Genomic DNA, 15,743 nt, shown 5'->3' on the forward strand with positions numbered 1-15,743 from the left:
AAAAAATAATTAACAGGTTGCTCTTTACACTTAATACAAGTTTTCGCGTTTATCATGATCGAGGCGGTCAATATAGCGTTCTAAATGTAGCATCGCATGATACATTTTATTTAAGTTCCGAACATTGATTTGCTGACGAACAATATTTTTGTGTAACCGTTTTAATGCACGTAGACTGTGTTTTGGCGTATATGCAGATAAAATTTTCATAAGCCTGCTCTCTCTATCAAATTATTTTACATGAACCGTTTTGTTATCTTGAGAATGAATTCAATGAATATAAAGATAAGCTCTATTATTGACAGGGTGTGTCCTACACCTCCTTAATATTTGACTATTTGGAAAAATTTTATTGTGTTAAATTGTAGTTTAAAGGAATATTTATGTAATTATGATTAAAATAATTGCTAAAAAAGATTCAAAAAATCTTTGTTAAAATCTTCTATAAAAATATGCATAAAAAAACTGACACTCGGTCAGTTTTTTATGCGGGCTGATTTAAAATTTTGAGTTTTTAAATCACTTCCACCACTACTTTGCCCACATGCTCACCTGTATCCATTTCGGCATGTGCTTGTTGAATTTGATCAAACTGGAAAGTTTTATAAATCATTGGCAAACATTCGCCTTTTGCTAACAATGGCCAAACAATCTCTTGCAAGCCTTTGGTAATTTCAGCTTTTTCTGCAGTATTGCGGGCGCGCATGGTCGAACCCGTAATGGTAAGACGCTTCATCATAATTTGACCAAGTTTTACTTCTTTGGCTTTTGCACCACCTAAGAATGCGATATACACCAAGCGACCATCACGACGTAATAAGTTTAAATTACGTTCCAAATACGGCGCACCAACAATATCTAAAATGATATCGACCCCGGCATTGTCTGTCGCTGCATTAATCACTTGTTCAAAATCTTGTGTCTTGTAATTAATCGCTGTGGTGAGGTGTGAAATTGCCTGTACTTTTTCATCTGAGCCTACGGTTGCAAAGGTTTTTAAACCTAAGGCATTGCACAGCATTAAAGCAGTTGTACCAATACCACTGGTTCCACCATGAATCAGCGCCGTTTCACCTGCTTTGGCTTTACCCATTTGGAATACATTGGCCCACACAGTAAAAAATGTTTCAGGTATCGCAGCGGCTTGTACAAAACTGACACCTGTTGGAATTGTCAAAGTCTGGCTTTCTGGTACAACACAATATTCTGCATAACCACCACCATTGGTTAAGCCACACACTGCATCACCAACTTTAAATTGGCTAACATCTGCACCCACAGCAACTACTTCACCTGCTACTTCTAAACCTGGCACTGGCGTCACGCCTTTAGGCATAGGATACAGACCCTGACGCTGTAAAATATCAGGACGATTCAAACCAAAAGCATGTACTTTGACCAAAACCTCATTGGCTTGTGGCTCAGGTATTGCAACCATTTCATAGGCTAATTTTTCTGGGCCACCTGGTTCTGTAATAATAATCTGCTGCATTGTGTTTTGTGTCATGGCAAATCCCTGATTGTTTGATGCTGATATGAATTCTGACTATTTGAACATAAAACAGCAAAGCATTAAAACCCAGATTAACTTAGGTATAATTCGCATGCCGTGGTGTTTCATGCGTGATTAAATTTTTATTTATGATTAAAGAGTATGTGATGTCAGAAATTGTGGAATACAACGAAAATAATTACCGTGAGTTTGAATATGAAACAGGCGTTGCGGTGATTCGTTTTTATGCGACGTGGTGTACGCCTTGTGTTCAAAATGCACCATTTTTTGAGCAGCTTGCCCAACTTTTTGATGCTTCGGTAAAATTTGGCAAAGTGAATGTCGATCAATCTCCAATTTTAACTTTGCGTTATCAAGTCTTTGGTTTACCGACCACTCTGATTTTTAAAGATGGGCAAATTGTTGAACGACTGTCGGGCAATGTTTCTGTCGTACAACTTCAACAAAAAATTCAGAGCTATCTTTAAGCCATGTAGAGTAGCGTCAACATATTAAGTTTGAATTACTACCTGATCGCGTCCTGCATGTTTGGCTTGATACAAATGCGCATCTGCAGCTTTCATAAAATCATCCACGTGCGTATACGCTTGTGCGCGAGTCATCCACGCTACACCGATACTTAAAGTCACATATTGTTTATGGTCTTCTCGTGCTACATGCTCAAAAGCTGCATCACGCACAGCCTGCAAGACCTTTTGCATGAGTGGTGCAATCGCAGGTTGCGGAATATCGTGCAGTAAAATGGCAAATTCTTCACCCCCATAACGTGCCACAAACGCATTTTTAGGCAAAGTATCTTGTAAAACTTTAACTAGGTTTTGCAGAATTTGATCGCCTTTTAAGTGCCCATAATGATCATTGTATTTTTTAAAATAATCGACATCGAGCATCGCAAAGACCAAAATATGTCGCTTATTTTGCAAGGTTTCAAAATACAAACGCTGAATTTCTTCATTTAATGCACGGCGATTATATGCCCCTGTTAATGCATCGGTTTTAATCTGTATTTCCAGTTTTTCATTCAAAAGACTGAGTTGTTCAGTGCGTTCCTGCACTTTTAAATCTAACGAGCTGTTTAAATGAATCAGTTTTTGGTTCAAGCGTTCAATGCGCAAGTTATGGTAGGCATAATTTCGTGCCTGCTGAAACATGATAAGCAATGCATAAACACTGGTCGAAATAAAAGATAAATGAATGGAATTGACCAGATTCAGCATTAATAAAAAATCATGAATAAATGTGCCACATAGAATAATTACTGCCCAAAAATTAATTTTGGAATAATCCTCTCCTGAACGCAGGGTTTGATAAAATCCATAAGCAAAATTTGCCAAAATCAAAACAAAGAAAAATGAACTATAAAATGCCAATTGCTGAAAAATAGTGGGTTCTGCCCACAGCGTCACCCCAATATTAAAGCTCAATAACAGCATTGCCGCGCTATATACCCAACGATGCAAATAGCGCGAACTGAGCAAAAACATATAACTCAGGAAAAATAAAATCGCTAAAAAACTAAATAAATATTCGAGTCTTATTCCCCAAGACCAACTTAAATTCAGGAAAGTGGTATAGGCATAGGGTGCAGAAAATAAATTGTGTAATGCCAGAAAAACAATAAAAATGCCGAAAATAAAAATACGCTTGGTCTTTCCACCATTTGCAAGACTAAATGCCGAAAACATCAAGGTAAACAAACCAATACCAAGTACTGCCCCACAAATCACGGCAATACTCATCATCAAACGCTGATACTGTTGATTGATGGTGCGACTTAAACCAATTTTCATTGGATTTTTTAAACCACCTTGCAAGCTCTGAAAGCTAGACGCTTGAATGGTCAGGGTAAAATATTCACTTTCAGGAACAAAATATGCAATTCGTGGGGCATTTTCGGTTTGGTGACTACTCGCATCTGCACCGACTGTGCCAACACGCACCAGTGGATCGCCATTTAAAAATACCCGATAGGCGCCATATTGGTTGGGAATCCAAATCGCAATACGTCTGCCTAGAAATTCTTTTGGAATTTGAAAGTGCCCAATAAAAGTGCCGTAAGTATTGGCATTGCCCATTAAATCTTCAAATGAAGCAGGCAATTCAACGGTATTCGATGCCAGTACCGCACTGGGTTCTTGAATCAATTGTTGCGGATAAAACAACCATCGCCCAGTCAAAATACTCGATTGATCTTCAGTAAATTGAACAGAATTGAGCAGTTGTTGATGTAGATAGTAAGATTCAGGTGCAGACTCATACTGCGCCAACACACGCGGTGGTGTGAGTACACTGCACAGTAAAATTAAGAAGAGTAATGCACACTTGTGCCACATCCGAGTGAAATTCAAAAATGCAAAAGTCCTATTGTGCTTGTTTTTTAATCTAATCGTTCTTGCACTAAATTTGAAGTAAAAAATTAAGTCATTTATGCTAGACCTTACTGGCATCGGCATCGGATGAATGACTTAAATTCTAGCGGTTTGGCTAAGTTGAAAGGTGTTTATTGATCGCGTGTTTTCACATCATACAATTCAATTTCAAAAATCAAATTAGAATTAGCAGGAATGATATTGCCCATTTTGCGCTCACCATAAGCCAAATGCGCAGGTACGATCAGTTTGCGTTTACCACCCACTTTCATCCCCATGATGCCTTGATCCCAGCCTTTAATGACACGACCTGTACCAATCACGGTTTCAAAATAGTTACCACGGTCTAAGGATGAATCAAACTTGGTGCCATCTTCCAACCAGCCTGTGTAATGCGTAGTAATTAAAGCGCCTTTAACCGCTTCTTTCCCCTCACCCACCACCAAATCAATAATTTCTAATTCTGCACTCATGTTCATCTCCAAATATTTACACTTCGATGTTTAAGATAATTTCCAGCTCGTGCAAGTGTTATTGCAACTGTGTCCACTCAATCTGAGCCTGTGCCTGATCGCCAATCAATGTCCATTCGCCATCCATTACATTCAACTGCAATTGCATGGTACGTTCGCATAAAGCTTGAACGGCTTCGATACTCGCTGGCGATAGTTGCCACACTTCAACATTATTTAAAGTTTTGATTTTACTGTTACGTTTGTACCATTCATCTACCGATGAACCATAAGCAATAATCGCAACTTGCTTACAACGCGAACTGGCTTTTTTGACTTTGTCTTCATCTGGGCAACCGACTTCAATCCACTTAATTAACTGCCCTGTTAAGTCTTTTTCCCACAAAGCAGGCTCATCGGTTTCAAATAAATCTTTGGTAAATTCCAAAGCTTCATCTGCATAACGTGCGAATGCCAAAATACGCACCATCAATCGCTCAATAGTTTCAGAAGGATGCAATGCCATGGTGAGCTGATAGTCACCGTATTGATGCACATCCATATTGGCAATGTTCAAATCTGCCTTATAAATTGTCGCTTTCAGCGCCATTGTCTATTCCTAAAACTATGTTTAAATTTGCCACTAAGCATAATGGATTTTCTGTGATTTTGCTGTATCGTTTGCCCGATAACGTATAGATTTCAGTCTAGAACCGCAGCAGCATCGACCCGATACGCCAATAGTTCAGCCTCAAATTTTTCCCAATCACGCTCGCTTTGATAAATAATTTCCAACCGATTGTCTATGCCTTCATCGGTAGATTGATAATTAAATTGCTGCGGATTGAAGTTGAAACTTTTCCAACCCTGATTGGTATAAAAAATTCCTTTAATACGCAGCCAATTTTGCTGTTCACAGAGTAAATCTAATAAGGGATAAAAGTCGAATTGCCAACGTTTAGGCAATTTCCAACCTGCGACTGCATATCCTTGTGCAGTTTCGACATAGTGATATGGCAATTGTTTGATTTCTGCAGACTCTTGCAGATTTGTAGAGCTGACCTTCTGTTGCAATTTTAGCAACGGCTGAATTTTACGCTGTGTACCGACATACGGTATATCCATTTCGGTCAAAGCCAGATGACCCTGTTCTGCTTTCAACCATTTTTGCGCGTAGGCTTGATATTCCTGTTGTAGTTGTATGAGGGCTTGCTCATCTGCCGCCTGCATTTGGTCTGCATGTGACACCACAATAATTTGTGCAGCTTTGAGCTGATCGGCATACAGGTTTTGCTGCGTCCACGCCTGATCATGCAAACGCGAACCATCTACTACCGTCACCAAGGCGCGCATCGATAAATGCGTATGCCAATGTGGTTCGGTCAGTTGTTCCAAGAGTTGCGCAGGATGCCCCAAACCTGTCGGCTCGATGAATAAACGGTCAGGCTTCGCTTCGGACAATAAACGCGACAAAGCAATTTGCATAGGCAATTGGCTGCTACAACATAAGCAACCGCCCAATAATTCTTTGACTTGATAACCCTGTTGCTGAGGTAAGAGTTGTTGATCGACCCCGATTTGTCCAAATTCATTCATCAGCACCGCCCAAACTTCATGTTCTGGTTTTTGGCTGAGTAACTGTTTCAATAAGGTGGTTTTTCCTGCACCGAGAAAACCAGAAATAATATGCGTCGGGACTGCTTTTTGTGGTGCAATTAATTTCAAAATAAGCTCACTTTATTGAATTTCAAACAACTCAAGCATGCTAAGCAAGTTTAGCGATTAGTTCAATCTGAATCTAAACACACTGAAATTTATTCATTTCAGCACATCTATCACCATCATGATTTGAAAAATTCGCTTACATTTATTACGTGATGATCTGCAACTTATTTGGGGAAATACACGAGTTTTAGCCGCTTGATGTTATGTTTTATTGCCAACCACGCAATTTTATTGCGAAAAACACAGCCATTTTGATTGGATTTGACTGCATATTTAAAACAAAAATTACCAAACTACGACCTATTCATCATCATTGTGCGGTTCAAGTAACCGTCATTGTTTTGCTTTGTTGCAAGCATTGATCCCATAGCTTTGGCTCTTTAGCATGAGTTCCTGTTCAGCCCGTTCAAATCAGGTGATGACTGACTTGAACACTTTAGCCGCAATAAGTTTTTTTACTTAATGCTTGTGCTGAGCACTCCCTACTACTCATGAAAAACTTTAAATAAGGGTGCCAAACCATGAAATTGACACAAATTTTACTCGCTTCAACTTTTGCTTTTGCCACTGCAACTACTTTTGCTGCAAAGGCTGAATCGACAGCAACAGAACAGGAAAAAGTGGTTGTTTCAACGCAGGAAACTGTGGCTGAACCAGCTTCAGAACAAGCTGCTGCACAACCTGCATCTGAAGCAAGCACTGAAACCCCTGCTGCATCGACGCAACAGCCTTAAAACTTAGATACATTTAAAAATGTAAATCGAATACAAAAACTGAGTTTTCCGCCACTCTCTCGGTTTACTCAGTTTTTGTTTATCTGCATAACTAATCAATATTGCCTTGGACAAAATTAAAAAATAGGCACAAAAAAACCTGTCTACAATTGCAAACAGGTTTTCAGCTAAATTTGATGAAAACTTAGTTTTGTTCAGTTTTCTTATAAATGCTGCAAGATGGATGATGATTTTCTTGCAAACGTGCAACTTTACGTTGCTCTGCTGCTTCAAAACGGCAACGCTTCCAGTCATTGTCTAATTTCAACGCAGGGATTTGTTTTGGTTTACCATTTTCATCGACTGCAACCATAGTGAAGTAACAGCTGTTGGTATGGCGCACTGTACGCTTTTGAATATTTTGTGCTTCTACACGAATCCCAATTTCCATTGAAGTACGACCGACATGGTTCACACTAGCAAGGAAAGTCACCAATTCACCCACATGAATCGGCTCTTTAAAGTTCACTTTATCAACCGAAAGGGTCACCACATAACTACCAGAATAGCGGCTCGCACATGCATACGCCACTTGGTCTAATAGTTTTAAAATTGTTCCACCATGTACATTCCCTGAGAAATTTGCCATGTCGGGTGTCATTAACACGGTCATGGTTAATTCTGACTGGTCATCTAACACTGGGGCAATTTGATCTAATGGTGACATCGCGTTCTCTAGACTCTTTTAAAGACAGTAAGATATGAGCGTATTATTATATCGCGTTTATAAAAGTTTGAATGTTCATTTCGGCAACAACTGCATCATTATTATTTATATTGTTTATGATAACATTTATTTAAAATTATAAGACTAACACTAAGACTCCCAAGCTGTTATTTTTTAATCCATTTCTAATTTTTTAGAATATTTGTTCAAATTGAATATTACGTGAATCCCCCTGATTCAAGTGTTCAAAAAACAATCTAAAATCTTTTATTCAATGGATTATTCAAGCAAATTTCGGCGAATTTACACAAAAAAAGTTCAATTTCCCCGTAAATTTTCAAACTTCGCTGCGACATTTAAGCCAAGCGCAGCATTTCCTGCGACACATTGCTATAAGTCAAAGTTTGTTCAGTACTCAGTGCAGCTTCAATCACATAAGAACCATCTGGATTAATCATCGTCACTGTAAAAATAACTTGCTCCATAGTAGCAAGTTTCACCTGCTGTCCAATTTCAAAGCCGTGCATGAAGTATCCCCTCGATTTTTTATAAAGTTTTAAAGTCCTGAAGCACAAAAGTTAGGCTGTCTTGGAAGCATGTTCAATTGGTAAACTGCTTAAAAAACTAATTCAGTAAATGCTGCATAGAATAAATGGAAACAGTGCGAAAGAACACGCTAAAAAATTGATTTTAAGTCTAAATACCTCATCTCAGTATTTAGATATCTTTAGGGTATCTTTATTTTTAAACTATAATATCAAATACTTACAAAGAATAAATCTAAGAAATCTAACATTAAAGTTATTTTTATCAAGCACCTAATTAGACTTAAGTTAAATCTGTTGATTTCATTGAATTGACCTAAATGAAGGATCTGGACAGCTATTTAAACTGTCCATAAAGCCCAAAAGTATTACTCACTTTATAGTCTACAATTCTATGCCCATGCGCATAATGATGCTGTTGATAGACCTGATCAATTTTATTTAATTGCGCTGCGGTTGCTTCTGCACCTGCCAGCATAGTCGCTTCGCGCCCTTTTACATCAAAAATATGGGCTTTTTCACGTAAATCGGGTTGAATGACCACATCTGCCAGTTTCAATTCTTCATTGGCCAAATGCTTTTGCATAATATTAATATTTTGGTTAAACAATCCCCACACATTACTGGTTTCAGTATGAATAGGCTGCGCCAAAATATTCACGGCAATCACAATATCTGCCCCTAAATCGCGTGCAACCTTGACAGGTACAGGGCTCACTAAACCACCATCGACATATTCATGTTCTGCAATTTTAGTAGGTACAAACATACTTGGGATAGACACTGACGCACGCACTGCCTGCCCCGTATTGCCATAATTAAATACGACTTTTTTGCCTTCTTTTAATTCAGTCGCCACCACGTACATCGGGATTTTAAATTGCTCCAAACGGAGTTGATCGACTTGTGCATTGACATAATTTTCAACTTTTTTACCATCAAAAAAGCCTTTTAAATCTAAAGTCACATCCCGCACATCATTGGCTTTCATATTCATGGCAATTTCACGTAATTGCTGTGCATTTTTACCACTGGCATAAATTGAACCGACAATGCTGCCTGCGCTGCTGCCCACAATAAAATCAGGATGAATACCGTACTGCTCAAGTACTTCAATTACTCCAATATGTGCATAACCACGAGCACCACCACTGCCCAAAACCAATGCAACAATTGGACGTTTTTTTTGTTGTTTTAACTGACGAAAATCAATTTGATTCAGGCGCGACTCTGCTTCAACCACGGGCTGCGACTCACGCAAAGTTTGAGTCGAAAATTGCTGCTGCGATGGCACCACCTGACATCCCACCATCAGTAATGCTGTAAGAGATACATACCCAATTTTCATAATGACCTTCTTGAATCCATAGGTTTCAGTCGATATTTCACCATCAATCGTGTCAAGGTTGATCAGCCTACTTGATACAGCAACCCTCTTAACGTCAACAGTTATGCTCTCTGTTTTTACCTTGCATGAGCGCCCATAGTCTATCTATTATTTTAACCGATCCTTGTAGTAATTCGTTAAACTGTCACGTCTAGCCACTACAGTGGCGCACAATTTGAATCTATCTAAAATAATATGCAACCACCTTCTTATTCCTTATTATTCTGGATTTTTCTGCAATTAGGTTGTCTGTCTTTTGGTGGGCCTGCAGCGCATTTGGTGTTTTTCCATCAGCGTTTTGTGCAACAACTGAAATGGCTAGATGAATCCCAGTATTCACAAATTGTCGCACTTGCACAACTCTTACCTGGCCCAACTAGTAGTCAGGTGGGGTTAGCGATTGGTTATTTGCAAAAAGGCTATTGGGGTGCAGTCCTAGCTTGGTTGGGTTTCACCCTACCTTCAGCGTTGTTTATGGCTTTGTTTGCAGTTTTGGGACATCAATATTTAGATGTACTGTCGTCAAATAGCTTTCACAGTATTCAACTGATCGTATTGGCCGTGGTGGCTTGGGCATTTTGGCAAATGTTGCGTAGTTTTTGTAAAACGGTTTGGCAATATGCCTTAATGTTTGCTTCTGCCCTATTTATTTATCTGGTGCCATTGAGCTTCAATCAAGTTTTAGTGATTCTGATTGCAGCTTGTTTTGGCATTTGGATGGCGAAACGCGCAGCACCAACTGCTGCACAATCATCCACCAATACAACGGCGACAGATACGCATTTTACTGCGGCACATTTACTCAAACATCGTCGTTATGCTGTATTTTGGGCAGTACTTTTTGTTGCACCCTTTATTGTGCTGTCAGGTCTAAACTGGCTACAACCTCATTTACTCTATGCAGCTAATTTAAGTTTCTATCAAGCCGCATCTTTGGTCTTTGGCGGTGGGCATGTCATTTTGCCTTTATTGCATCAAGATTTTGTTAGCACAGGCTTAGTCAGTGCAGAACAGTTCGATTTGGGTTATGCCATGGCGCAATTGGTGCCTGGCCCACTGTTCAGCTTTGCAACATATTTGGGCAGTTTGATTCCAATGACAGAATCAACGCTGCTGAATGCGACTTTAGCCACGTTGGCGATTTTTCTGCCGTCTTTCTTTTTGGTATTTGCGACCTTGCCTTATTGGTCTTGGTTAATGCAGCAAGCCTATATCCGTCATGCGGTAACAGGTATTAATGCAGCTGTAGTCGGTTTGCTGCTGTATATGGTGCTCGAAATGGCACAGCGTCATATTTTGAGTATTGCTGATCTGCTGTTTATTGTTTTGGTGATTGGATTATTAAAATCCAAACTACCTATTTGGCTCAGTTTAATTGGTAGTTTTCTGGTCTATACAGCATTTTTGCATTTCATGGCTTAAATGAAAAATGCTACAGATCAAATAAAAATGCCAGTTCAATTGAACTGGCATTTTTTGTGGATGACTGAATCAAGCCTGAATGCTTTGGAGCTTAGCCACCAAAGAATTTTAGAATAGATTGAATCACCGCAACGTTAATTAAATCGACAAAGAATGCACCACACAGCGGCACAATCAAGAACGCTTTATAAGATGGACCATACATATTGGTAATGGCCTGCATATTGGCGACTGCTGTTGGCGTTGCCCCCATCCCAAAACCACAGTGTCCTGCTGCCAACACGGCTGCATCGTAGTTTTTCCCCATAAGACGGAAGGTCACAAAAGCTGCATATAACGCCATTGTGAGTGCTTGCGCACCTAAAATCACCATCAACGGACCTGCCAAATCGGCCAATTGCCATAGTTTGAGTGACAACAACGCCATCGCCAAATATAACGATAAAGATGCATTCCCAAACACATCAATCGCACGGTCAAAAATATTAACTTTAAAAATACTTTCTAAGACATTACGCAGAACCACACCGCCCGCCAATGCCCAAACGAAAGTTGGTAATTCAAACATCGTGCCTTTGGCAGCGCCTGTCATAAATTCGGCAAATGCCAAACATCCAGCAAATAAACCCAAAGTAGTAATTGCATTATCTGCTGTAATTAAACGAACCTGATGCGGATATTCAAATGGAATAAACTCATTGGAATCTTGATCCGCAGGCGTATTATCGCGTTTTTCAATTTGTTCGTCGGTACGTGGTACAGCCAATTGATGACGGTTGATTAAAGTTTTAGCCAGTGGACCACCAATTAAACCACCAATAATTAAACCAAAGGTCGCACTTGCCATGCCCAGTGCCAAAGCACCTTGAATACCATATTGGGTTTCTAAAATTTCACCCCACGCACCTGCTGTACCATGACCGCCAGTTAAAGTAATCGATCCTGCAATTAAACCAATTAGTGGATCAATACCTAACAATGTTGCAAGACTAATGCCGACAATGTTTTGCAACACAATAAATGTGGAAATTGCAATCAAGAAAATAATTAAACCGATTCCGCCCTGACGCAATTTTGTGAAGTTCGCGCTTAAACCAATCGAGGCGAAGAAAATAAGCATAAAGCTAGTTTGCAATGCGCTACTGGTGGTAATGCTATAACCCCAAAATTGATTCACCAACAATGAAACAATAGCGGCAACCAAACCACCTGCAACAGGTTCAGGAATATTATAGCGTTTTAAAAAATCAATTTTATTGACTAAAAGTCGCCCTAAGAGCAGGACGATGACCGCAGCAATCAGCGTATAAAACGCATTAAAAGTAAATTCCATGGCAATATCCATATAGTGATTGCAGATTGTTTTTAATATGATGAAGAGCTGTCTATGCAAACCAAAGCATTTGCATCACTATGACTCTAAATCAACTAAAAAATGCCGCAATACAAAGTATGTAAACAGTATCGTATTTGACCGAAGTTTAAGAGGTATGCATTTCGCTCAGCCAACCCATCCTTTGGTTTCACTCAAGCGTTATCATCTGCGTTTGCCTAGAACAGAAGAAAAGAAAGACAAAAGACAGTATTTTCACTTTCGGGGTGACTTCGAGTGCAAACAACTGAATCGGCTTAACACTGAGAGGTAATCTCGTATAAGCTCCAAAATATCTGAGGTGGATAAATACCTTCCGATAAAGATATTCAACCACTTGATAAAAAACAGCAAGATTAAAGGTCGATCATTATGCATTTTTTTTGACAAAAAGCTGCTATTTTCTGCGGTTTTTTCTAAAAATTTTAATGATTGTTTTCAGCTATAAGTGAAAGTTAAAGCATTTTATAAAAGTGAATAAAATTTAAGTTATTGAGTGAATAACATAAATTTTCAAAATAAAAAAACAGAGCTTAAAATTAAGCTCTGTTTTGGATTGTACTCAAAAGGAGTGACTTAGAAGCTATAACGTGCCATAAAGCCTACACGGTCATCACTGAATTTTTGACCTTTGAAAGTTTCACGCTCACCATTGATATATTCAATACCTAAATCGACTGGTTTTACAGGTGAATAGATAAAGTTAATCCACGCTTGTTGTACTTTCTCATTAGCATCATCATTTATACGCGCATAGTCTGTACCATCATCGGCAAATAAAGCACCGTAGGCTAAAGTTGAACGTAGTTTAGGTGAGAAATTATAGGTTGCACCCACTTGTACAGCAACTGCTTCGTTTTGTTCAATACTATTACCTACAACTGAATATGCTGAATTACTGCCATATAGATGGTTGCTGTTGCCTTTCATATATGCAACATCAGCAGATACTTTAAGCGGCTCTGCAACTTGGTAATTCGCACCTAGAGCTGCACCCCAACCTGTTTTGTCATCATTTGCTTCATCTGATTTATAATGTTCAACCAATGCGCGTGCAGAAGCCAAACCTTTACCTTCAGCAAAACCTTGAGTCACTTTTGCTGTTAAAACCGGTAAACGATAGCTCAAATCTCCATCTTTAGTCGCCTTACTATTACCTTCTTCAGCAGAAACAAATAACTGAGTTGCTGGCGCTAATTTTTGGCTATAACGTACTTGTGGCACACGTGCAGAACCACCTGATCCACCAATGTTCGTACTAAAGTCAATCATTTCTGGCGCATGTACTGAAGCAAAGCTTGAAGTCGTTTGACCAAATAACCAGTCATTGAAAGTTAAATAAGCATGACGGATACGCAAGTTGTCAGATCCGCTTGCAAAGTCAACCTCAACTTTACCGCCTACTTTGTTGTCACCAACAGGTGTATTAAAGTCTAAACCTAAGCGGGTTACTTTTGCTGTAGCACGTAATTTGTCACTTGCTTCTTCTTTACTTGTATGTACTGAGTTAAAGTCATTATCCGCACCTTTAATAACATAGTTTGCATCACCACGTACAAAACCATAAATAGAAACATCTGCGCCTGATTTAGACTTTAAGCTGCTTAATGCACTTGCGGGTGCAGCAGGCTTCGCCTGTTGTACTTGGGCAATTTGAGTTTGCTGCTGTTGTTGTACTTGCTGTTGTTGCTGAATTAACGATTTTAACGCTTCAACTTCTTGACGAAGTTCTTGAATTTGTTGTTGCTCAGTTTTTGCTGCGTGTGCAGTACCTACCATTAATGTTGTAACGGCGATAGCTAAACCTTTGATCATAAATTGACCGTTGAGTAATTGACTCATTTATCTCTCCAAAATAAAACAACGCTGCATCCGTGCATGATGATTTTGTTCGTCATCTATCGATTTCACATCGAATTATAAAAATGGCTTAAAAATCAAAACACTTTTGCCAAATAGTCCAAGACACCCAAATATTTAAAATATTACAATTTGTGTCATTTATTACAGGCTTCAATCTATCAAGTTATGACGTTTATTAAAATCAGTTTTCCCGAATAAGAAATCACAATTAATCATAATTACAGATTCAAACAATTAAACCATATAAAATTCAACACCTTAAATAGGTTGATTATTCAAGTATTTACACCACCATTAGACTATTGTATATATTTCAGTTCTGTTAAAAAGCCCGATTTTTTCGAAAAAAATCACCATTTGAAAAAGTATTGACCCCAACTCAATCTGATTGAGGTTGCAAAATATGAAAAACGGCAAACATCCCAAACCCAATAAATAGCAGCATTAATACAGCCATATTCAGCAAAGCACTGCCTGTTAAAAAGTTGAGTAACACTCCACCAATCAAGCCACAAAAGAATTGCACACTGCCCATGACCGCACTGGCTGTTCCTGCACGTGCGCCTTGTTTTGCCATAGCTAGTGCCATGGCATTCGGGCCTGTAAAACCAATCCCAGACACGGCAAGAAATAAACCGACCATCACCAATGCCAAAGGTGCATACCCCAAACTACCTGCAAGCAGTAGAATGACCGCACCACTCAGTTGAATGATGCTGCCTAATTTTAAGCGTTGCAGCACACCCAATTTGCCACTGATTTTTTTATTCAAAGCCGAAAACAACATAATACCAATCGCATTGGCACCAAACACATAAGCAAAAGCCGTTTCACTCAAGCCATATTGATCCATCATGACTGCACTTGAACCGCTGATATAACAAAACAATGCCCCACCTGTCAGACAGCCTGCCAACATTGGAAAACGAAAATCACGATCTTTTAAAATTGCGAAATATAAGGTCAGGACTTGCTGAAAATTCAAATTTAAACGGCGTTCTTTGGCCAAAGTTTCTTTAAAAAAGAAGTGCACACATAAACAGCAAATAACTCCAACGCAGGTCAGCACTACAAAAATAGCTTGCCAATTCATCCATCTAAGTACCCATGCCCCCAGCGTAGGCGCGATAATGGGCGCAATGGTCATCACAATCATCATGCTCGAAAAAGCTTGAGCGGATGTTTGCAAATCTAAGCGATCACGAATAGCTGCTCGTGCAATTACCACACCTACACAGCCACCCAAAGCCTGCAAAATACGTGCAGCAATCAGTCCCCATTCATTTTGTGCAAACACGCACAACATACTGGCGAGTGAAAACAGTGCTAAGCCAAAATATAAAGGCGGCTTACGCCCAATCCGATCACTCAGCGGCCCATAAATCAGTTGCCCCAAAGCCAAACCTAAAAAGTAGGCTGGTAAACTGTTTGCAACCATTTGGGTCGATACGCCAAACTCGCTTGCCATAACGGGCAAGGCAGGCAAATACATATCAATCGATAAAGGCCCAAGCGAAGTCAATAACGCCAACAATAAAATCCACGCAGTCGAATATTGCCGCATGTTGGGTTGTTGCGCAGATGGTGGCGTACTGCTTGAACTTGGCAGCGTTTTCGATATGCTCATATTTTATGATGAAATGACAGATGTACAG

15 protein-coding genes are annotated in these 15,743 nt (G+C 39.3%); 3 read left to right on the forward strand and 12 right to left on the reverse strand.

The genetic code is table 11. From position 1 onward, the window contains the following. Positions 1-30 precede the first annotated feature (30 nt). Both HYG89_RS08735 and HYG89_RS08740 read right to left on the reverse strand, forming a co-directional pair. Complete coding sequence (locus HYG89_RS08735) at positions 31-210, reverse strand: hypothetical protein (protein WP_096901477.1); 180 nt, start codon at positions 208-210, stop codon at positions 31-33. Positions 211-514: 304 nt separating this feature from the next. Beyond that, on the reverse strand, positions 515-1,507 hold the full coding sequence (locus HYG89_RS08740; RefSeq protein WP_178867137.1) for an NAD(P)H-quinone oxidoreductase: 993 nt from the start codon (positions 1,505-1,507) through the stop codon (positions 515-517). Between the two features lie 152 nt (positions 1,508-1,659). Between HYG89_RS08740 and HYG89_RS08745 the strand changes: the two genes are divergently transcribed. After that, positions 1,660-1,980 carry a co-chaperone YbbN gene (locus HYG89_RS08745; RefSeq protein ID WP_004977299.1) on the forward strand — a complete coding sequence of 107 codons (321 nt, stop codon included), beginning with the start codon at positions 1,660-1,662 and terminating at the stop codon, positions 1,978-1,980. A 24-nt stretch (positions 1,981-2,004) separates the two neighbouring features. Here HYG89_RS08745 and HYG89_RS08750 read toward each other — a convergent pair whose 3' ends face one another. From HYG89_RS08750 to HYG89_RS08765, 4 genes are all read right to left on the reverse strand, one after another. Beyond that, positions 2,005-3,846: a diguanylate cyclase domain-containing protein gene (locus HYG89_RS08750; protein ID WP_372595707.1), complete on the reverse strand. Its 1,842-nt coding sequence runs from the start codon at positions 3,844-3,846 to the stop codon at positions 2,005-2,007. Positions 3,847-4,013: 167 nt separating this feature from the next. Further along, a complete protein-coding gene (locus HYG89_RS08755; protein ID WP_004977304.1) occupies positions 4,014-4,355 on the reverse strand; it encodes an FKBP-type peptidyl-prolyl cis-trans isomerase in 342 nt (113 codons plus the stop codon). Between the two features lie 58 nt (positions 4,356-4,413). Beyond that, the gene (locus HYG89_RS08760) at positions 4,414-4,944 is read right to left on the reverse strand and encodes a YaeQ family protein (protein ID WP_178867139.1); all 531 of its coding nucleotides are present in this window, start codon (positions 4,942-4,944) and stop codon (positions 4,414-4,416) included. Positions 4,945-5,036: 92 nt separating this feature from the next. Then, positions 5,037-6,059, reverse strand: a complete 1,023-nt coding sequence (locus HYG89_RS08765; RefSeq protein ID WP_178867141.1) for a GTP-binding protein — start codon at positions 6,057-6,059, stop codon at positions 5,037-5,039. A gap of 521 nt (positions 6,060-6,580) precedes the next feature. Between HYG89_RS08765 and HYG89_RS08770 the strand changes: the two genes are divergently transcribed. Further along, positions 6,581-6,793 carry a hypothetical protein gene (locus HYG89_RS08770; protein ID WP_004977309.1) on the forward strand — a complete coding sequence of 71 codons (213 nt, stop codon included), beginning with the start codon at positions 6,581-6,583 and terminating at the stop codon, positions 6,791-6,793. 184 nt (positions 6,794-6,977) lie between these two features. Here HYG89_RS08770 and HYG89_RS08775 read toward each other — a convergent pair whose 3' ends face one another. The 3 genes from HYG89_RS08775 to HYG89_RS08785 form a co-directional block, all read right to left on the reverse strand. Then, positions 6,978-7,499: an acyl-CoA thioesterase gene (locus HYG89_RS08775; RefSeq protein WP_004977311.1), complete on the reverse strand. Its 522-nt coding sequence runs from the start codon at positions 7,497-7,499 to the stop codon at positions 6,978-6,980. Positions 7,500-7,855: 356 nt separating this feature from the next. Beyond that, complete coding sequence (locus HYG89_RS08780) at positions 7,856-8,026, reverse strand: hypothetical protein (protein ID WP_165492551.1); 171 nt, start codon at positions 8,024-8,026, stop codon at positions 7,856-7,858. Between the two features lie 355 nt (positions 8,027-8,381). Continuing rightward, on the reverse strand, positions 8,382-9,356 hold the full coding sequence (locus tag HYG89_RS08785) for a patatin-like phospholipase family protein (protein ID WP_171501123.1): 975 nt from the start codon (positions 9,354-9,356) through the stop codon (positions 8,382-8,384). A gap of 270 nt (positions 9,357-9,626) precedes the next feature. Here HYG89_RS08785 and chrA point away from each other — a divergent pair, with 270 nt between their 5' ends. Further along, positions 9,627-10,853 (forward strand): chromate efflux transporter, encoded by a 1,227-nt coding sequence (gene chrA / locus HYG89_RS08790; protein WP_178867143.1) that lies wholly within the window; start codon positions 9,627-9,629, stop codon positions 10,851-10,853. A 91-nt stretch (positions 10,854-10,944) separates the two neighbouring features. On the opposite strand, the gene gltS is transcribed toward chrA, so the two are convergent. From gltS to HYG89_RS08805, 3 genes are all read right to left on the reverse strand, one after another. Continuing rightward, entirely contained in the window at positions 10,945-12,186 is a 1,242-nt protein-coding gene (gene gltS, locus HYG89_RS08795) for a sodium/glutamate symporter (protein WP_131261496.1), read from the reverse strand. 615 nt (positions 12,187-12,801) lie between these two features. Further along, on the reverse strand, positions 12,802-14,067 hold the full coding sequence (locus tag HYG89_RS08800) for a DcaP family trimeric outer membrane transporter (protein WP_178867145.1): 1,266 nt from the start codon (positions 14,065-14,067) through the stop codon (positions 12,802-12,804). Between the two features lie 400 nt (positions 14,068-14,467). Beyond that, positions 14,468-15,652 (reverse strand): multidrug effflux MFS transporter, encoded by a 1,185-nt coding sequence (locus HYG89_RS08805; RefSeq protein ID WP_178867177.1) that lies wholly within the window; start codon positions 15,650-15,652, stop codon positions 14,468-14,470. Positions 15,653-15,743 lie beyond the last annotated feature (91 nt).

Source organism: Acinetobacter sp. SwsAc5 (assembly GCF_013391485.1).
GTDB classification, from domain to species: Bacteria; Pseudomonadota; Gammaproteobacteria; order Pseudomonadales; family Moraxellaceae; genus Acinetobacter; species Acinetobacter towneri.